An 18,769-nucleotide genomic window follows, 5' to 3' on the forward strand; every position below is an offset into this window, starting at 1 on the left:
GCCTTCCCCGGTCTGATGCGCGCCAAGCCTGGTGTGTAGGCATATAACAAGAAGGAGGCGCAATGAACGCCGTGTATCCATTTCCTCTCTCCCCGTGGGGCCGCTCGTGCGTGGCTCCCGTCCCCGGCTCGCAAGGGCCTGACTGCGTTTTTGCAGGTGCCCGAGGCTGTCGTGGCGCCCACAGGCAATCCCGGCAAGGGCCGCGCTGATTTAGCGAGGCCTGGCAACAGGGGGTTACAGGTGTACAATGCGCCGCGTTTTAGCTGTGACCCTCTGCGTTTTCGCCAAAACTCAGGCTACCCGCCTTGGTAACTCCGCCGCGCCACAAGCGTGACGGGTTCGATTTCGTCACAGATAAAAACAAACAGGTGACGTATGACCGTTAGAAAAACGTTGGATTCCTGGTGCCTGCGCTGGGGTTTGAGTCGCTTCTCTGTCAGCGGCGACGTGAAGCGATCCTCATCAAACCTTGCGTGAGACTCTTTCCATGAGTGGACAAAATGCCCCTTCAGGCGAACTGAAACGCGGCCTGAAAAATCGTCATATTCAACTGATCGCCCTCGGTGGCGCGATTGGTACAGGCTTGTTCCTGGGCTCGGCGGGCGTGCTGAAATCGGCCGGCCCTTCGATGATCCTGGGCTACGCGATCTGCGGTTTCATCGCGTTCATGATAATGCGCCAACTGGGCGAAATGATCGTCGAGGAGCCGGTGGCCGGCTCGTTCAGCCACTTCGCCCATAAGTACTGGGGCGGTTTCGCCGGCTTCCTGTCGGGCTGGAACTGCTGGATTCTCTACATCCTGGTGGGCATGTCGGAGCTGACCGCGGTCGGCAAGTACGTGCACTACTGGTGGCCGGAGATCCCGACCTGGGCCTCGGCGGCGGTGTTCTTCCTGATGATTAACGCCATCAACCTGGCCAACGTCAAAGTGTTCGGCGAGGCGGAGTTCTGGTTCGCCATCATCAAGGTGGTGGCCATCGTCGGCATGATCGCCCTGGGCAGCTACCTGCTGGTCAGCGGCAGCGGCGGCCCGCAGGCGTCGGTCAGCAACCTGTGGGAGCACGGCGGGTTCTTTCCCAATGGCGTCAGTGGCCTGGTGATGGCCATGGCGATCATCATGTTCTCCTTCGGCGGCCTGGAAATGCTCGGCTTCACCGCTGCCGAGGCGGACCAGCCCAAAACCGTGATCCCCAAGGCCATCAACCAGGTCATCTACCGCATCCTGATTTTCTACATCGGGGCCCTGGTGGTGCTGCTGTCCCTGACCCCATGGGATAGCCTGCTGGCGACCCTCAATGCCTCCGGCGATGCCTACAGCGGCAGCCCGTTCGTGCAGGTGTTCTCGATGCTGGGCAGCAACACCGCGGCGCACATCCTCAACTTCGTGGTCTTGACCGCAGCCTTGTCGGTGTACAACAGCGGCACCTATTGCAACAGCCGCATGCTCTTGGGCATGGCCGAGCAGGGCGATGCCCCCCGTGCCCTGGCCAAGATCGACAAGCGCGGCGTACCGGTGCGTTCGATCCTGGCCTCGGCCGCGGTGACCTTCGTGGCGGTGCTGCTCAACTACCTGATCCCGCAGCATGCCCTGGAGTTGCTGATGTCCTTGGTGGTGGCCACCCTGGTCATCAACTGGGCGATGATTAGCTACTCGCACTTCAAGTTCCGCCAGCACATGAACCGCACCGCGCAGACGCCGCTGTTCAAGGCCCTGTGGTACCCCTACGGCAACTACGTGTGCCTGGCGTTCGTGGTGTTCATCCTGGGCGTGATGCTGCTGATCCCGGGTATCCAGATTTCCGTCTACGCGATCCCGGTGTGGGTGGTGTTCATGGGTGTCTGCTATTGGATCAAGAACAAGCGCAGCGCACGCCTTGCGCTGGATGCGGCGGTGCCGGCCATGAAGTAACGGCCCCACACCTCCCGGCAAACCCCTGTGGGAGCGGGCTTGCTGGCGATAACGGACCTCCAGTCAACCTCAAGGTTGGCTGGCAGGCCGCCATCGCCGGTGGGTCCGCTCCCGCATTCGTTTTACCTGCGGCTCGCGCTATCCTGTGCACCCTTCACCCGGACCCTCTTCCATGCTGGTGATTTCCAACAACGTGCATCTGCCGGATGCCGAGATCGAGTTGACGGCCATTCGCGCCCAGGGCGCGGGAGGGCAGAACGTCAATAAGGTCTCCAGCGCCGTGCACCTGCGCTTTGATATCCCGGCGTCGTCCTTGCCCGAGTTCTACAAGGAGCGCCTGCTGGCGCTGCGTGACAGCCGTATCACCAGTGATGGCGTACTGATTCTCAAGGCCCAGCAGTACCGCACCCAGGATCAGAACCGCGCCGATGCCCTGGAACGGTTGGTGGAGTTGATCCACAGCGCCACCAAGGTGGAAAAGAAACGCCGCCCGACCAAGCCCACCCTGGGCTCGAAAAAGCGTCGGCTGGAATCCAAGACCAAACGCGGCAGCATCAAGGCCGGGCGCGGCAAGGTGGATTTTTAGCCATCGGCGCGCAGCCCTGGCTTGCTACAGGGAGGCAGTGTTTTTTCGGGCGTCTACAACGCCTACAAAGGCGCGAGGAGACGGGTGGCGATGAGGGCGGCCAGGGCGTTTTCCGGGGTGCCGAAGCGCTGGAGCAGGGCGGTTTGTTTTTCTGTGCTGAGGCGGCTCCAGATCTCGACCATTTGTTGGGCGGTGTCGATCAATTGGCTGGCCTGGGTGTCGCTGAAGGTATCGGTCATGGGGCGGGGTCCGGCGGGGTTCAGGCGGTGTGGAAAGCGCGTAATACAGCGCTTTCCACACGGTCTGGGTTTCACTCTTCGCTGTCGGCCTTGTGGCTGTCGGCTGCTTCTTTACGCTCGGGCTGTTGGGCGCCGGCTTGTTGCGGGGTTGTCTGCTCAGTCTCGTGCAGGCTTGGGAAGGGGAGATTAGGGATTTCGTGCATCGTCGTCGCTCCTCGCAAGGTCTGTTTTTAAATCGCTGGTAGATCCGCGCTTTTAAAAAGCTTGGGCAGGATACAGCAGCGAAGATGACAAACAGACTTTTATCTTGGTGGGGGAGATGAAAGGGTCAGCGGCCACGGCCGCTGACGATTCAGCTCACGCAGACGTCAGCAATGGCCACGGCCAGCAGGTCCAGGCGTGTGGCGTCGATGCCGGCGACGTTGGCCCGCCCGGAACTGACCATGTACACGCTGTGTTCTTCTCGCAGGCGTTTGACCTGTTCGGCACTGAGGCCGGTGTAGGAAAACATCCCGCGTTGCACGCCGATATGGGCAAAACGTTCGCCCAGGCCGTGTGGCCCCAAGGCCTCCACCAAGCCGCTGCGCAATTGTGCGATGCGCAGGCGCATGGCTTCTACTTCGTCGGCCCACAGGCTTTTCAGCTCGGGGTCGCCGAGGATGGTGGCCACTACTGCGGCGCCGTGATCCGGTGGCGTGGACCACAGGTTACGGGCCAGAAACGCCAGTTGGCTGCGGATATCCAGCAGCTTGTCGGCGCTGCCGGCGCAGACGATCAGCGCGCCGGTGCGGTCGCGGTACAGACCGAAGTTTTTCGAGCAGGAGCTGGTGATAAGCAACTCGGGCAACTCCCGGGCAAACAGGCGCACCGCCCAGGCGTCTTGCTCCAGGCCATCGCCGAAGCCCTGGTAGGCGAAGTCGATCAGCGGCAGCAGTTCGCGGCGGCGCACCACGTCCAGCACCCGGTGCCAGTCGTCCTGGCTCAGGTCGAAACCGGTGGGGTTGTGGCAGCAGGCGTGCAGCAGCACCACGTCGCCCTTGGGGATCAGCTCCAGGGTGGCGAGCATCGCCTCGACGTCGAGGCGGTTGTCGCTGCCTACGTAGGGGTAGTGGCTGACCTTGATGCCGGCCGCCGCGTAGAGGGTTTCGTGGATCGGCCAGGTCGGGTTGCTCAGCCAAATGCCACGGCCCGGCAGGCAATGGGCGATGAAGTCGGCGCTCAGGCGCAAGGCCCCGGTGCCGCCCGGGGTCTGGGTGGCACCGGCGCGTTGCTGGCCGATCAAGGCGTTGTCGGCGCCCAGCACCAGGTCATTGATGACCTTGCCGAACGCCGCATCGCCGTGGCCGCCGATGTAGGTTTTGGTGGTCTGGCGTTCTACCAGGCGCTGCTCGGCGAGTTTCACCGATTGCAGGATGGGCGTCAGGCCCAGGGCATCCTTGTACACGCCCACGCCCAGGTCGAACTTGCGCGGGTTGCTGTCGGCCGCGTAGGCCTCCATCAGGCCCAGGATCGGGTCGCCAGGCACCCGGCCAATGGCATCGAAGTGCATTATTTACGGCCCTCGGCGTCCTTGGCCACGTCATCGGTGCGCGCGGCCATGATGAAGTCGTTGCGGTGCAGGCCTTTGATGGAGTGGCTCCACCAGGTCACGGTAACTTTGCCCCACTCGGTGAGCAGGCCAGGGTGGTGGCCTTCGGCCTCGGAGATTTCGCCCATGGCATTGGTGAAGGCCAGGGCAAATTTGAAGTTCTTGAACAGGAAGACTTTTTCCAGCTGCATCACGCCATCGCGTACTTCGATGTTCCAGTCCGGGATCTGCTTGATAAGGCTCGGCAGTTCTTCGTCGCTGACTTGGGGCGCATCGGCACGGCAGGCTTCGCAATGGGCTTGGTTGAGTGTGTTCATGGTGTATTCCTGAATTCGATTGTTATGGGTGCAGCAGGGGCCGGTTGCCCACGCTAGAGCAAATCGGCCCGTTAAAAAAGACTCACCCGCAGGTGAAAGTCGCGGTTCACGCCGCCTTGGGCGGGAATTTCGGGCTGTGCAGGCCCAGGGCGCGGCCTTGCTGGACCATGCCCATGATGTCTTCGTGGGCCAGGTCGAACAGGCGTTTCATGTTCGGTAGCACGAAATACAGGGGCTGGAGGATGTCGATGCGGTAAGGCGTACGCATCGCTTCGAGTGGGTCGAAGGCCTGGTGCTCGGGCTCGGAGGAGAGGCTGTAGAGGGTCTCCTTGGGCGAGGAGAGGATACCGCCGCCGTAGATGCGCAGGCCCTCTGGCGTGTCCAGCAGGCCGAACTCGATGGTCATCCAGTACAGGCGCGCCAGGTAGACCCGTTCTTCCTTGCTGGCTTGTAGGCCGAGTTTGCCGTAGGTGTGGGTGAATTCGGCAAACCACGGGTTGGTCAGCAGGGGGCAGTGGCCAAAGATCTCGTGAAAAATGTCCGGCTCTTGCAGGTAATCCAGCTCTTGGGGCGTGCGAATAAAGGTCGCCACGGGAAACTGCTTGTTGGCGAGCAATTCAAAGAAGGTCTGGAAGGGAATCAGCGCCGGCACCCGGGCCACTTGCCAACCGGTGGTGGCGCCCAGCACTTGGTTGATTTCGTCCAGTTGTGGGATGCGGTCGTGGGGCAGGGCGAGTTTTTCGATGCCGTCCAGGTATTCCTGGCACGCGCGGCCTTCCAGCAGTTTGAGTTGGCGGGTAATCAGGGTGTTCCACACGGCGTGTTCTTGCTCGCTGTAGTGGATAAAACCCTGCGCATCGGGCTCGCGGGCCACGTAGTGCGTCTGTTTCATGCTGCTCTCCTGCAAGGGATACGTTCTTGTTATGTGCCGCTATGGCTATTACAGATACCGCAGTGGTGAACGGCTTGCAGTGGGGCGTCAGTCTTGGGTGTAGGATAAATCTGGTTTTTTCGTAAAGTAATCGTTACGTTTTGCCAGGCGGCCATCGGCTATGGGGCGTTGCGGGTTTGGAGGGTGGCTCGTTCGTAACGTAATATTTACGACTAAATGTGCGGGTGGCCAAAAAATTTGGCAAACCCGCCTTCCCCCTCCCTGTGGGAGCCTGCTCGCGATAGCGGTGTACTTGACGCTGCGCCATCGCGAGCAGGCTCGCTCCCACAAAGGAGACGGATTGTTTCTCTCACCTTTGCCAGGCCTTTTTATGCGTATCAAAGTTCATTGCCAGAACCGCATCGGCATCCTGCGCGACATCCTCAACCTGTTGGTGGAATACGGGATCAACGTCGCCCGCGGCGAAGTGGGGGGCGAGCACGGCAACGCCATCTACCTGCTGTGCCCGAACCTGGTGAACCTGCAATTCCAGGCCCTGCGCCCCAAGTTCGAGGGGATTGCCGGGGTGTTTGGGGTCAAGCGTGTGGGCTTGATGCCCAGCGAGCGCCGGCACATGGAGCTCAATGCGCTGTTGGGGGCGCTGGAGTTTCCGGTGCTGTCCATCGACATGGGCGGCTCCATCGTCGCCGCCAACCGCGCCGCCGCGCAATTGCTGGGGGTGCGGGTGGATGAGGTGCCGGGCATTGCCCTGTCGCGCTACGCCGAGGATTTCGACTTGCCGGAACTGGTGCGCGCTAACAAGTCGCGGATCAACGGTTTGCGGGTCAAAGTGCGGGGCGACGTGTTCCTGGCCGATATCGCGCCGTTGCAGTCCGAACACGACGACAGCGAAGCCATGGCCGGCGCCGTGCTTACCCTGCACCGCGCCGACCGCGTCGGCGAGCGCATCTACAACGTGCGCAAGCAGGAGATGCGCGGCTTCGACAGTATTTTCCAGAGTTCCAAAGTGATGGCCGCGGTGGTGCGCGAGGCCCGGCGCATGGCGCCCCTGGATGCGCCGCTGTTGATCGAGGGCGAGACCGGCACCGGCAAGGAACTGCTGGCCCGCGCCTGCCACCTGGCCAGCCCTCGCGGGCAATCGCCGCTGATGGCGCTCAATTGCGCCGGGTTGCCCGAGTCCATGGCCGAGACCGAGTTGTTCGGCTACGGGCCTGGGGCTTTTGAAGGCGCGCGGGCCGAAGGCAAGCTCGGGCTGCTGGAATTGACGGCGGGCGGCACGTTGTTTCTCGATGGCGTAGGGGAAATGAGCCCGCGTTTGCAGGTGAAATTGCTGCGTTTCTTGCAGGACGGCTGCTTTCGCCGTGTGGGCAGCGATGAGGAGGTTTACCTGGACGTGCGGGTGATCTGCGCCACCCAGCTCGACCTGTCGCAGTTGTGCGCCGCTGGCGAGTTCCGCCAGGACCTCTACCACCGCCTCAACGTGCTGTCGCTGCATATCCCGCCGCTGCGCGAGTGCCTCGATGGTTTGGAACCGCTGGTGGAACACTTTCTCGACCAGGCCAGCCGCCAGATCGGCTGCGCCTTGCCGGCCCTGGCCCCGGCGGCGATGGAGCGGTTGCGCCACTACGACTGGCCGGGCAACGTGCGGCAACTGGAGAACGTGCTGTTCCAGGCGGTTTCGCTGTGCGAGGGCGGGGTGGTCAAGGCCGAGCACATCCGCCTGCCGGATTACGGCGTGCGCCAGCCCCTTGGCGATTTTTCCCTGGAGGGCGGTTTGGACGCGATTGTCGGCCGCTTCGAGAAAGCCGTGCTGGAGCGCTTGTACGCCGACCACCCGAGCAGCCGGCAACTGGGCAAGCGTTTGGGGGTGTCCCACACGACCATTGCCAACAAGTTGCGTGAGTACGATTTGGGTAAGTGATTGGGGAGCCGCCATCGCGAGCAGGCTCGCTCCCACAGAGGAAAAATGAAAACCTCATCCGCACCACTGTTCAACTGTGGGAGCGGGCCTGCCCGCGATGAGGCCGGTACAGCCGATGCCCCTCTAGCGTTTGCAAGGCCGCCATCGCGGGCGGGCCCGCTCCCACAAAAAAACCGGCAACGCGGCCCCTGTGGGAGCGGGCCCTCACAAACCCTTGCACAGTGGGCCTCAGAGCGGTAAATGCCGGCTCAGCAGCGCCCGCAGGGCCGCCGGTTTCACCGGTTTGGCCAGGTAGTCCAGGCCGGCGGCGTGGACTTGGGCGATCATTTCCGGGCGCCCGTCCGCGCTGATGACCACGCCGGGCACCGGTTCGCCCAGTTCGGTGCGCAGCCAGGCCATCAGCCCGGTGCCGGTTTCGCCGTCGTCCAGGTGATAGTCCACCAGCGCCAGGTGCGGGCGCAGCCCATCGTTTATCAGTGCCGCGCATTCTTCGCGGTTACGCGCCGTCCAGACTTGGCAGCCCCAGCGCGTCAGCAGGCTGTTCATGCCGATCAGGATGCTATCTTCGTTGTCCACGCACAGCACCCGCGCGCCATTGGGCAGTTGGCCGTTTTGCTCGGCGACTTTCGCCGGTGCGCTGGCCTGGCTGCGGGCCAAGGGCACGCTGACGCTAAAGAGGCTGCCCTTGCCCGGCCAGGAGCGCACTTGCAGGCTATGCCCCAGCACGCGGCATAGGCCGTCGGCAATCGCCAGGCCCAGGCCCAGGCCTTTTTCGGCGCGGGTCTGGTGGCTGTCCAAACGCTTGAATTCCTCGAAAATCACCTGCCGCTTGTCTTCCGGAATGCCCGGCCCGCGGTCCCACACTTGCAGGCTCAGCTCATTGCCGCGGCGGCGCACGCCTAGCAGTACCGGGCCTTTGGCGTAGCGGAAGGCGTTGGTGAGGAAGTTTTGCAGGATGCGCCGCAGCAACTTGATATCACTGTCCACGCGTAAACGGCTGCCCCGCAGGCGGAAGGTCATTTGCTGTTCGCGGGCCAGGGCCTGGAACTCGGCGCCCAAGGTGTCGAACAACTCGTTGAGGGCGAAGGGTTTGCGGTCGGGGTTGATCTTGCCGTTTTCCAGGCGGGAAATGTCCAGCAGGTCGCTGATGAGGTCTTCGGCCGAGCGCAGCGAACTGTCCAGGTGCTGCACCAGTTTTTGTGCTTCTGCCGATAAGCCGTCGTCCTGGTGGGAGAGGGCGGCGGAGAACAGCCGCGCAGCGTTCAAGGGCTGCATCAGGTCGTGGCTGACGGCGGCCAAAAAGCGCGTTTTGGACTGGTTGGCGGATTCGGCGGTGCCCTTGGCTTCGGTCAGTGCCACGTTGAGTTGGGACAACTCGTGGGTGCGCTCGGTGACCCGTCGCTCCAGGCCTTCGTTGGCTTCGGTGAGGGCTTGCTCGGCTTCGCGGAACGCGGTGATGTCGGTAAAGCTCATGACGAAACCGCCGCCGGGCATGGGGTTGCCGATCAACTCGATCACCCGGCCATTGGGGAACAAACGTTCGGAGGTGTGGGCACGGCCCTGGCGCATCCAGTGCAGGCGGCGGGCCACATGCACTTGCGCCTCGCCCGGGCCGCATAGGCCGCGTTCGGCGTTGTAACGGATGATGTCGGCAATCGGCCGGCCCACGCTAATCAGGCCTTCGGGGTAGTTGAACAGCTCCAGGTAGCGGCGGTTCCAGGCCACCAGTTTCAGCGATTGGTCGACCACGCTGATGCCTTGGGTGATGTTCTCGATCGCCCCTTGCAGCAGGGCGCGGTTGAATTGCAGCACCTCCGAGGCTTCGTCGGCGATGCGCACCACGTCTTCGAGCTGCATTTCCCGCCCTTCGATGGCGGCTTTCACCACCGCCCGGGTCGAAGAGGCACCGAGTACGCCGGCCAGCAGGCGTTCGGTATGGGCGATCCATTCGCCATCGGCGTTCTGGTTGGGGTTGAAGCCTTTGCCCTGGCGATAGGCGAAGCGGATAAAACTCTGCCGTGCGCGCTCTTCGCCGACGAAGCGGGCGGCGAGGCTCAGCAGGTCGTTGATCTGTACCGCGAGCATGGAGCGGGCGTTGGGCCGCGCGTGGATTTCCTGGCCGATAAAACGCCCGGCCTGCCAGTGCTCCGAAACCCGGGTGCGCGACAGCACCGAGACCCAGGCGAACAGGGTGAAGTTGCCCGCCAGCGACAGCACCACGCCTTGGGTTAGCGGGGTGATCGGCAGGTTCAGCGGGTTGCCATGCAGCCACGCCAGCCCGGGGAAGGTACTCAGCGACCAGCCCAGGCTGTGGGCGGCGATCGGCAGCACCAGGGTGTAGAACCACAGGAAGGTGCCCGCCGCCAAACCGGCGAACACGCCGCGGCGGTTGGCCTGTTTCCAGTACAGCGCGCCGAGCATCGCCGGGGCCAGTTGGGTGACGGCGGCGAAGGCGATCTGGCCGATGGTCGCCAGGCTTGCGGTCGAGCCCAGCAGGCGATAGCTGACGTAGGCCAGCAGCAGGATCACCACGATGCTGACCCGGCGCACCGAGAGCATCCAGTGGCGGAACACCTCGAACGGGCGCTCGGCGTTTTTGCGCCGCAGCAGCCAGGGCAGCAGCATGTCGTTGGACACCATGGTGGACAGCGCCACGCTGGCCACAATCACCATGCCGGTGGCCGCCGAGGCGCCGCCGATAAACGCCAGCAAGGCCAGCGCCGGGTGGGCCTGGGCCAGGGGCAGGCTGATGACGAAAGAGTCAGGCAGCACCGAACTGGGCAACAGCATTTGCCCGGCCAGGGCAATCGGCACCACGAACAGCGCGGCGAGGGCGAGGTACGCGGGGAACACCCATTTGGCCAGGCGCAGGTCCGCCGGCTCGATGTTTTCCACCACCGTGACGTGGAACTGCCGGGGCAGGCAGATGATGGCCATCATCGCCACGCCGGTCTGTACCACCATGGAGGGCCAGTTGATGGTTTCCTTCCAGTACTGCTCCAGACGCGGGGCCAGCATGGCTTGGTCGAAGAGGTCGTCGAAACCGTCGTAGAGGCCGTAGGTAACGAACGCACCGACGGCCAGAAACGCGAACAGCTTGACCAAAGATTCAAAGGCAATCGCCAGCACCATGCCCCGGTGGTGCTCGGTGGCGTCCAGGTTGCGCGTGCCAAAGACAATAGTGAACAGGGCCAAAATCAGCGACACGATCAGCGCCGTGTCCTGGGCGCGGGTGCCCATGGCGTCGGCACCGGCGCCGATCAACAGGTTCACGCCGAGCACTATGCCCTTGAGTTGCAGGGCGATGTAGGGCAGCACGCCCACCAGGCAGATCAACGCCACCACCACCGCCAGGGATTGGGATTTGCCATAGCGCGCGGCGATGAAGTCGGCGATGGAGGTGATGTTCTCTTGCTTGCTAATCATCACCATTTTTTGCAGCACCCAAGGTGCCAGCACCAGCAACAGGATCGGCCCCAGGTAGATCGGCAGGAACGACCACAACTGCTCGGCAGCCTGGCCCACGGCCCCGAAAAAGGTCCAACTGGTGCAATAGACCGCCAGCGACAGGCTGTACACCCAAGCGCGCACCCGTGGTGGCAGGGGTTTGCTGCGCCGGTCACCGTAGAAGGCGATGGCGAACATGATGGCCATATAGGCCAGGGCGACGGCGGCAATCAGCCCGCTGGACAACGACATGGAAGCTCCCGGCAAAAGACACCGGGCCTCAAGCCCGGTCGGACAGTCTCGCACGGCCCCGGGCGTTCGTCAGTCTCGACCAAGGTCTCAGCGCGGTGTGGTGTCGCAGCGCTCTGGCCGGTGCGGTGTCGAGTAATTAGTAGCACAATGCCCGGCCCGGTTTCCTTCTTACTCGGCAGGCTTATTCATGCGCGTCATCCGTAGCAAATCCTTCATCGGCGAGCGCCCCTGGGCGGCGTTGGATATCGCCACCATGAACGGCATCACCACGCGCCTGCACTGGACCGACCAGCCTTATAAATGGCACATCAACGATGGCCAGGAAGTCTTCGTGGTACTCGACGGGCAAGTCGAGATGCACTATCGCGAGCAGGGCGTGGAACAACGGGTGCTGCTGGACGTGGGGGACATTTTCTACGCCACTGTCGGCACCGAGCACGTGGCCCATCCACAGGGCGTGGCGCGGGTGCTGGTGGTGGAGAGCGAGGGCAGTGTGTAGGGCATATAGGTAAAACAGATAACAGTTAGAGAAATTACCCGTTATATAGATATTCGATTCGGGTCTAGCATGGGCGCTACCTCATCAGAGCAGCGGAGTCGCCCATGACGTGCCCCAATACCCTGGCTCGCAGCTATCGCCCGTTGCGGCATTTGCCCCATCCGCGCGAAGCCATTCGCCAATTCACCCCTAACTGGTTCGCCGCCACCATGGGCACCGGCGTGCTGGCCTTGGCGCTGGCGCAACTGCCGTTGCCTCTGGCGGGCCTGCACGCGGTGGCCGAGGGCCTGTGGTGGCTGACCATCGCCCTGTTCGTGCTGTTTTCGGCGCTGTACGCCGCCCGTTGGTGGCTGTTCTTCGACGAAGCACGGCGAATTTTCGGCCATTCCACCGTATCGATGTTCTTCGGCACCATCCCCATGGGCCTGGCCACCATCCTTAATGGCCTGTTGTTGTTCGGCCTGCCACGCTGGGGTGCAGGCGTCGTGCCGCTGGCCGAGGCGATCTGGTGGCTGGACGTGGCCATGGCCCTGGCCTGCGGGGTGTTGATCCCGTTTCTGATGTTCACCCGCCAGGAGCACAGCATCGACCAGATGACCGCAGTCTGGCTGCTGCCAGTGGTGGCGGCGGAAGTGGCGGCGGCCAGCGGGGGCCTGCTGGCGCCGCACCTGGCCGATGCCCACGGGCAATTCGTGATGCTGGTGACCAGTTACGTGCTGTGGGCGTTTTCTCTGCCGGTGGCGTTCAGCATCCTCACCATCCTGGTGCTGCGCATGGCCCTGCACAAACTGCCCCACGAGAGCATGGCGGCGTCGAGTTGGCTGGCCCTGGGGCCGATCGGCACCGGCGCTTTGGGCATGCTGCTGCTGGGCGCCGATGCCCCGGCGATCTTTGCCGCCAACGGCTTGCCCGGTATCGGTGAAATCGCCGCCGGGCTGGGGCTGGTGGCGGGGATCACGCTGTGGGGGCTGGGCCTTTGGTGGATGCTCATCGCCGTGCTGATTACCCTCAAGTACCTGCGCAGCGGTATTCCCTTCAACCTGGGCTGGTGGGGCTTCACCTTCCCGCTCGGGGTGTATGCCCTGGCCACCCTGAAACTGGCCGAGACCCTGCACCTGGGCTTTTTCAGCGTGGTCGGCTGCCTGCTGGTGGCGGCGCTGGCGCTGATGTGGCTGGTGGTGGCCACCCGCACCGTGCAAGGGGCTTATCGCGGTGAGTTGTTCGTCTCGCCTTGCCTGGCCGGTTTGCCCCGCTAGAACGCCGGGGGGTTGGCGAAGTGTGTGGCTTGGGCCAGTATTCGACCCTCTAATAAGGCATCCAAGCCACTCAGGGACATGGACGATGAGTCACCCTTCGCAGTTCACCTTGCTTCGCACGCGGCGTTTCTTGCCGTTTTTCATCACGCAGTCCCTCGGGGCGTTCAACGACAACATTTTCAAGCAGTCGCTGATCCTCGCCATCCTCTACAAATTGGCCATCGAGGGCGACCGCTCGATCTGGGTCAACCTGTGCGCGTTGCTGTTTATCCTGCCGTTTTTTCTGTTCTCGGCGCTGGCCGGGCAGTTTGGCGAAAAGTTCGCCAAGGACGCGTTGATCCGCCTGATTAAACTCGGCGAAATCGCCATCATGGCCGTCGGCGCGGTGGGTTTTCTGTTCAATCACCTGTGGCTGATGCTCCTGGCGCTGTTCGCCATGGGCACCCACTCGGCGCTGTTCGGCCCGGTGAAGTACTCGATCCTGCCCCAGGCTCTGCGCGAAGAGGAGCTAGTGGGCGGCAATGGCTTGGTGGAAATGGGCACCTTTTTGGCGATCCTGGCGGGCACCATCGGTGCTGGCGTGATGATGTCGTCGACCCAGTACGCCCCCGTCGTTGCCACGGCCATTATCGCGGTGGCGGTGTTGGGCTACCTGGCCAGCCGCGCTATTCCGAGGGCTGCGGCCTCTACGCCTGAGCTGCGCCTCAACTGGAACATCTTCAGCCAGTCCTGGGCCACCTTGCGCCTGGGCCTGGGGCAGACGCCTGCCGTGTCTCGTTCGATTGTCGGCAACTCGTGGTTCTGGTTTGTCGGCGCGATCTACCTGACGCAGATCCCGGCCTACGCCAAAGAGTGGCTGCACGGCGATGAAACCGTGGTCACCCTGATCCTCACGGTGTTTTCGGTGGGCATCGCCCTGGGTTCGATGCTTTGCGAGAAACTTTCGGGGCGCAAAGTGGAAATCGGCCTGGTGCCGTTCGGCTCCTTTGGCCTGACGGTATTTGGCTTGCTGCTGTGGTGGCACTCCGGCGGTATCCCGGCCAGCGCCTCGGGCCACGACTGGCTCACCGTGCTGGGCTTCGGCCAGGCCTGGTGGGTGTTGGTGGATATCCTCGGGCTGGGGGTTTTCGGCGGCTTCTATATTGTGCCGCTGTACGCGTTGATCCAGTCGCGCACCGCCGAAAACGAGCGGGCGCGGGTGATTGCCGCCAACAACATCCTCAATGCCTTGTTCATGGTGGTCTCGGCGATTGTCTCGATCGTGCTGCTGAGCCTGGCGAAGCTGTCGATCCCCCAGCTGTTTTTGGTGGTGTCGCTGCTCAACGTCGCGGTCAATGCTTACATCTTCAAAATCGTCCCCGAGTTCAGCATGCGCTTCCTGATCTGGCTGCTGAGCCATTCCATGTACCGAGTCGAGCATCGCAACCTGGAGCAGATTCCCGATGAAGGCGCGGCGCTGTTGGTGTGCAATCACGTGTCCTTTGTCGATGCCTTGCTCATTGGTGGGGCGGTGCGTAGGCCGATTCGCTTTGTTATGTACTACAAAATCTACAACCTGCCGGTGCTGAACTTTATCTTCCGCACCGCCGGGACCATTCCGATTGCCGGGCGGCAGGAAGATATCCAGATCTACGAAAAGGCTTTCACCCGGATCGCCCAGTACCTCAAGGACGGCGAACTGGTGTGCATCTTTCCCGAAGGCAAGTTGACCTCGGACGGTGAGATCAGCGAGTTCAAGGGCGGGCTGACGCGGATTCTCGAAGAAACCCCGGTGCCGGTGATTCCGTTGGCGTTGCAGGGGTTGTGGGGCAGCTTCTTCAGCCGCGACCCGGGCAAGGGCTTTTTCCACCGCATCTGGTCGCGGGTGACGCTGGTGGCTGGGCAACCGGTGCCGGTTGTAGACGCCGCGCCTGAGCATCTGCGCGAGTTGGTGGGCGGGTTGCGCGGTAGCCTGCGTTAGGTTTTCGGCGCATACAAAAACGCCCGCGATTGCGGGCGTTTTCATGCCTGGCTACTTAGCTGGCGCTGACTTTCAACCCCACCAGCCCGGCGATAATCAACGCCACGCTGGCCAGGCGAAACAGCGCCATGGATTCGCCGAACAGGATGATCCCGGCGATTACCGTGCCGATTGCGCCGACCCCGGTCCAGATGGCGTAGGCCGTGCCCAGGGGCAACTCCTTCATGGCCAGCCCCAACAAACCGAGGCTGATGGCCATCGCGACGATGGTCAATGCCGTGGGCAGCGGGCGGCTGAAGCCGTCGGTGTACTTCAGGCCGACGGCCCAGCCCACTTCAAAAAGACCGGCGAAAAACAGAATGATCCAGGACATGATGCCCCCCTATCCAATGGTGGGGTCGTCCCCGGATTGAAAGTTCGATAGAGCCGCGGGGTCGTCCCCGCGGTGGGTCGTATGGTGCCCGGCATTAATCCAGGGGGCAAGTTGGCCTAGATTCCCTGAGGCGTCTCTTCGCCGCCAAGGGCTTCGACCAGGGCCGGGAGGAACTCGCCGAAGGTCAGCATCATCAGGGTGAAACTGGCGTCCTGTTGGCCCAGGGCATCATCGCCGCCGTCCTGTTCGGCCTGGTCTTGCAACAGGTCCTCGAATTTCAGGCGCTTGACCACCATTTTGTCGTCCAGCATGAACGACAGCTTGTCCTGCCAGGCCAGGGACAACTGGGTCACGACTTTGCCCGTGCTCAGGTGCAACTGGATTTCTTCGCCGGTCAGGTCCTGGCGCTTGCAGCGCACGATGCCGCCGTCTTCGTGGGTGTCGCGCAGCTCGCACTCGTCGAGGACGAAGAAATCGTCCGCGGCTTTCTGGGTCTTGACCCAGTCGGTAAGGGTGGCGCTTGGCGCAACCTTGACGGTCAACGGGCGCACCGGCAGGGAGCCGATCACTTCACGCAGGGTCGAGAGCAGGTCTTCGGCGCGCTTGGGGCTGGCGGAGTTGACGAGGATCAGGCCCTGTTTCGGCGCAATCGCGGCAAAGGTGGACGAGCGACGGATAAAGGCGCGGGGCAGGAAGGCCTGGATGATTTCATCCTTGAGCTGGTCGCGTTCCTTCTTATAGACCTTGCGCATTTGCTCGGCTTCGATCTCGTCGACTTTTTCCTTCAAGGCATCGCGCACCACGCTACCCGGCAGGATGCGTTCTTCCTTGCGTGCGGCGATCAACAGGAAATCCTGGCTGACGTGGACAAGCGGGGCGTCTTCGCCCTTGCCGAACGGCGCGACGAAACCGTAGGTGGTCAACTCCTGGCTTGCACAGGCACGGGCCGGTTTGGTCGCCAGTGCAGTTTCCAACGCCTCGGCATCAAAAGGCAGATCTTGGGTCAGGCGATAGATAAGCAGGTTCTTGAACCACATGGGGCGGGTCTCTCCTTTATACAAAGGTGCGCATTATTCGCTTCCAATTCCGATAGGCCAACCCTTCGCTAAGCCTTTGGAAGGCCTGAAAAAATTATTTTAAAAAGTGCTTGCCAGAGTAGGGGGTGCTCCGTAGAATGCGCGCCACACCGAACGTGAAGGGTGATTAGCTCAGCTGGGAGAGCGTCTGCCTTACAAGCAGAATGTCGGCGGTTCGATCCCGTCATCACCCACCATTCGCATTCAGTGTTACGCGCAGCGGTAGTTCAGTCGGTTAGAATACCGGCCTGTCACGCCGGGGGTCGCGGGTTCGAGTCCCGTCCGCTGCGCCATATTCGGTAACCTGGAACGCTGAACGCCAGGTCACCACAGAGAAGCCCGCTCACGCGGGCTTTTTTATGTTCGAGGTTTGTGTAGGGCGCGTCGATTCACGATTTTTCCGTTTTTTTAATAAATTTATTAATTAAATCAACACGTTATGAAAAACTGTGGCACAATGCGCCCCGCATCGAAGGTAAAGGGTGATTAGCTCAGCTGGGAGAGCGTCTGCCTTACAAGCAGAATGTCGGCGGTTCGATCCCGTCATCACCCACCACTTGCTTTCAACGCTACGCGCAGCGGTAGTTCAGTCGGTTAGAATACCGGCCTGTCACGCCGGGGGTCGCGGGTTCGAGTCCCGTCCGCTGCGCCATATTCAAGTTTCCTGGCCCTCTGAACGCCAGGTCACGCTAGAAAGCCCGCTCAATGCGGGTTTTTTTTCGTCTGTGGTTTGGCTTATTCAGTTCGCTCCTAACGAAATCATCGCGATGCCCTCAAATGCGCGGCAATGCCTGAACTTATCAGCCATATCCGGCTCTTATGCCGGTAGCCATTGGTCGTGGCCGCCTGATAAGCTCGCGGCTTTACTCGATTGCCCTCTCGGCGCATGAACAAGGAAATAGCATGAAACAGCATCGGTTGGCGGCGGCGGTTGCCCTGGTTGGCCTGGTTCTGGCGGGTTGTGACTCGCAGACCAGCGTAGAGCTGAAAACCCCGGCGCAAAAAGCTTCCTACGGTATCGGCCTGAACATGGGCAAAAGCCTTGCCCAGGAAGGCATGGATGACCTGGACTCCAAAGCGGTAGCCCAGGGCATTGAAGATGCCGTCGGTAAGAAAGAACAGAAGCTCAAGGATGACGAACTGGTCGAAGCCTTTGCTGCCCTGCAAAAGCGTGCTGAAGAGCGCATGGCCAAGTTGAGCGAAGAGTCGGCAGCCGCCGGCAAGAAGTTCCTTGAAGACAACGCCAAGAAAGCCGGCGTGGTCACCACCGCTTCCGGCCTGCAGTACGAAGTGGTGCAGAAGGCTGACGGTGCCCAGCCTAAGCCGACCGACGTAGTGACCGTTCACTACACCGGCGCACTGACAAATGGCAAGGTGTTCGACAGCTCCGTCGAGCGCGGCAGCCCGATCGATCTGCCGGTCAGCGGCGTGATCCCAGGTTGGGTCGAAGGTCTGCAACTGATGCATGTCGGTGAGAAGTACAAACTGTACATTCCAAGCGAACTGGCCTATGGCGAGCAGAGCCCGAGCCCGGCGATCCCGGCTAACTCGGTGCTGGTATTCGACCTGGAACTGCTGGCAATCAAGGATCCGGCAAAGCCGGAGGCCGCCAAGTAAGCAGCCGCGTCTGAGTCCACGACAACGCCCCGTTCCTGCGGGGCGTTGTCGCATCCGGCGTATGGAAAAACGAACCGATGGCACGGATAGGAGTCACAGGGAGAACTGGCGCCGCGCTAGAGGGTGATGGGCGCCAAGTCAATGAAATATTGGATTTTTTTATGTGAGTGAAAAACGCCCGATCTGAGTCTGGCCCTTGTAAAACGGGGCTCTCAGCAGGTTTATGAGGCTCTGTTCACAAGGTTATCCACAATTTGTGTGGATAACATTTCAGTGGGAGAAATGATGAAAACACCCTGGAGTTTCGCCCGTTTCCTCCCTATGGCTGGTCGGCTCCTGAGCCGTGGCCGTTTGCCTACCCTGTTGTTCGCCGTGGCCAGCAAAGGCGCGAGCCAGGGCAATCGCCTGGGCAAGCTCAAGGACGATCTGCGCTTGCTGCAGGCGCTGTGCCTGGCCTACTGGCGGGGCGAGTACCGCGCCATTAGCCCCAAGGCTTTGCTGTCGGTGGTGGCGGGGTTGATGTATTTCCTGAGCCCGGTGGATGCGATCCCGGATTTCATTCCGATGTTTGGCATGCTCGATGATATCGCCGTGCTGGCCTGGCTGATGAAAACCCTCACTGGCGAACTCGATGCCTTCCGCGCTTGGCGCAGCCGTCAGGTGCCGGAAAAACTGGCGGTGGTGGAGCGGTTGCCCGATACGCCGCAGCAGTTGCAACTGGAGCGGCCGAAAAAAAATTGATGGGTTTTCGCAACGGTTTGGATTGATCCCCCATTACGCTCTTGGCCGCTGTTAGGATTACACTCCTAAGGAAAGTGCTGACGCGCTAAGTGTTGT

General features: G+C 61.9%; 16 protein-coding genes and 4 tRNA genes. 12 read left to right on the forward strand and 8 right to left on the reverse strand.

Annotated features, from left to right (window positions below; translation table 11 throughout):
- Positions 1-487: 487 nt before the first annotated feature.
- Complete coding sequence (locus AC19YT_RS13840; protein ID WP_095107388.1) at positions 488-1,909, forward strand: amino acid permease; 1,422 nt, start codon at positions 488-490, stop codon at positions 1,907-1,909.
- A gap of 172 nt (positions 1,910-2,081) precedes the next feature.
- Entirely contained in the window at positions 2,082-2,495 is a 414-nt protein-coding gene (arfB, locus tag AC19YT_RS13845) for an alternative ribosome rescue aminoacyl-tRNA hydrolase ArfB (RefSeq protein WP_500610461.1), read from the forward strand.
- Between the two features lie 62 nt (positions 2,496-2,557).
- Here arfB and AC19YT_RS13850 read toward each other — a convergent pair whose 3' ends face one another.
- The 5 genes from AC19YT_RS13850 to phhA form a co-directional block, all read right to left on the reverse strand.
- Positions 2,558-2,734, reverse strand: a complete 177-nt coding sequence (locus AC19YT_RS13850) for a hypothetical protein (RefSeq protein ID WP_095107390.1) — start codon at positions 2,732-2,734, stop codon at positions 2,558-2,560.
- Positions 2,735-2,805: 71 nt separating this feature from the next.
- Positions 2,806-2,937: a hypothetical protein gene (locus AC19YT_RS13855; protein WP_256576508.1), complete on the reverse strand. Its 132-nt coding sequence runs from the start codon at positions 2,935-2,937 to the stop codon at positions 2,806-2,808.
- A 149-nt stretch (positions 2,938-3,086) separates the two neighbouring features.
- The gene (locus tag AC19YT_RS13860) at positions 3,087-4,283 is read right to left on the reverse strand and encodes an amino acid aminotransferase (protein ID WP_500596957.1); all 1,197 of its coding nucleotides are present in this window, start codon (positions 4,281-4,283) and stop codon (positions 3,087-3,089) included.
- Positions 4,283-4,639 (reverse strand): 4a-hydroxytetrahydrobiopterin dehydratase, encoded by a 357-nt coding sequence (locus AC19YT_RS13865; protein ID WP_095107392.1) that lies wholly within the window; start codon positions 4,637-4,639, stop codon positions 4,283-4,285. Before AC19YT_RS13865 ends, AC19YT_RS13860 begins: the two co-directional genes overlap by 1 nt.
- Positions 4,640-4,745: 106 nt before the next feature.
- Positions 4,746-5,531 carry a phenylalanine 4-monooxygenase gene (gene phhA / locus AC19YT_RS13870; protein ID WP_095107393.1) on the reverse strand — a complete coding sequence of 262 codons (786 nt, stop codon included), beginning with the start codon at positions 5,529-5,531 and terminating at the stop codon, positions 4,746-4,748.
- Between the two features lie 370 nt (positions 5,532-5,901).
- Here phhA and AC19YT_RS13875 point away from each other — a divergent pair, with 370 nt between their 5' ends.
- The gene (locus tag AC19YT_RS13875; RefSeq protein WP_095107394.1) at positions 5,902-7,452 is read left to right on the forward strand and encodes a sigma-54-dependent transcriptional regulator; all 1,551 of its coding nucleotides are present in this window, start codon (positions 5,902-5,904) and stop codon (positions 7,450-7,452) included.
- A gap of 228 nt (positions 7,453-7,680) precedes the next feature.
- On the opposite strand, the gene AC19YT_RS13880 is transcribed toward AC19YT_RS13875, so the two are convergent.
- Positions 7,681-11,151, reverse strand: coding sequence for a hybrid sensor histidine kinase/response regulator (locus AC19YT_RS13880; RefSeq protein WP_095107395.1), 3,471 nt, complete (start codon positions 11,149-11,151; stop codon positions 7,681-7,683).
- 187 nt (positions 11,152-11,338) lie between these two features.
- On the opposite strand from AC19YT_RS13880, the gene AC19YT_RS13885 reads away from it, so the two are divergent.
- The 3 genes from AC19YT_RS13885 to AC19YT_RS13895 all read left to right on the forward strand — a co-directional run bounded on the left by AC19YT_RS13885 (position 11,339) and on the right by AC19YT_RS13895 (position 14,866).
- On the forward strand, positions 11,339-11,650 hold the full coding sequence (locus AC19YT_RS13885; protein WP_095107396.1) for a cupin domain-containing protein: 312 nt from the start codon (positions 11,339-11,341) through the stop codon (positions 11,648-11,650).
- 104 nt (positions 11,651-11,754) lie between these two features.
- Positions 11,755-12,906, forward strand: coding sequence for a TDT family transporter (locus AC19YT_RS13890; RefSeq protein WP_500596961.1), 1,152 nt, complete (start codon positions 11,755-11,757; stop codon positions 12,904-12,906).
- Positions 12,907-12,991: 85 nt separating this feature from the next.
- Positions 12,992-14,866, forward strand: a complete 1,875-nt coding sequence (locus tag AC19YT_RS13895) for an MFS transporter (RefSeq protein ID WP_500610462.1) — start codon at positions 12,992-12,994, stop codon at positions 14,864-14,866.
- Positions 14,867-14,921: 55 nt separating this feature from the next.
- Here AC19YT_RS13895 and sugE read toward each other — a convergent pair whose 3' ends face one another.
- Positions 14,922-15,239, reverse strand: coding sequence for a quaternary ammonium compound efflux SMR transporter SugE (sugE, locus tag AC19YT_RS13900; RefSeq protein ID WP_095107399.1), 318 nt, complete (start codon positions 15,237-15,239; stop codon positions 14,922-14,924).
- Between the two features lie 116 nt (positions 15,240-15,355).
- Positions 15,356-16,276, reverse strand: coding sequence for a recombination-associated protein RdgC (rdgC, locus tag AC19YT_RS13905; RefSeq protein ID WP_095107400.1), 921 nt, complete (start codon positions 16,274-16,276; stop codon positions 15,356-15,358).
- Positions 16,277-16,436: 160 nt separating this feature from the next.
- Here rdgC and AC19YT_RS13910 point away from each other — a divergent pair.
- The 6 genes from AC19YT_RS13910 (at position 16,437) to AC19YT_RS13935 (ending at position 18,673) form a co-directional block, all read left to right on the forward strand.
- Positions 16,437-16,512, forward strand: a tRNA-Val gene (locus AC19YT_RS13910).
- Positions 16,513-16,531: 19 nt separating this feature from the next.
- A tRNA-Asp gene (locus AC19YT_RS13915) sits at positions 16,532-16,608 on the forward strand.
- Positions 16,609-16,795: 187 nt separating this feature from the next.
- Positions 16,796-16,871 (forward strand) — tRNA-Val (locus tag AC19YT_RS13920).
- Between the two features lie 19 nt (positions 16,872-16,890).
- Positions 16,891-16,967 (forward strand) — tRNA-Asp (locus tag AC19YT_RS13925).
- Positions 16,968-17,218: 251 nt separating this feature from the next.
- On the forward strand, positions 17,219-17,932 hold the full coding sequence (gene bamJ, locus AC19YT_RS13930; RefSeq protein ID WP_095107401.1) for a BamJ family beta-barrel-assembly machinery protein: 714 nt from the start codon (positions 17,219-17,221) through the stop codon (positions 17,930-17,932).
- 285 nt (positions 17,933-18,217) lie between these two features.
- The gene (locus tag AC19YT_RS13935; RefSeq protein WP_500610463.1) at positions 18,218-18,673 is read left to right on the forward strand and encodes a YkvA family protein; all 456 of its coding nucleotides are present in this window, start codon (positions 18,218-18,220) and stop codon (positions 18,671-18,673) included.
- Positions 18,674-18,769 lie beyond the last annotated feature (96 nt).

Source organism: Pseudomonas sp. MF08875 (genome assembly GCF_059862525.1).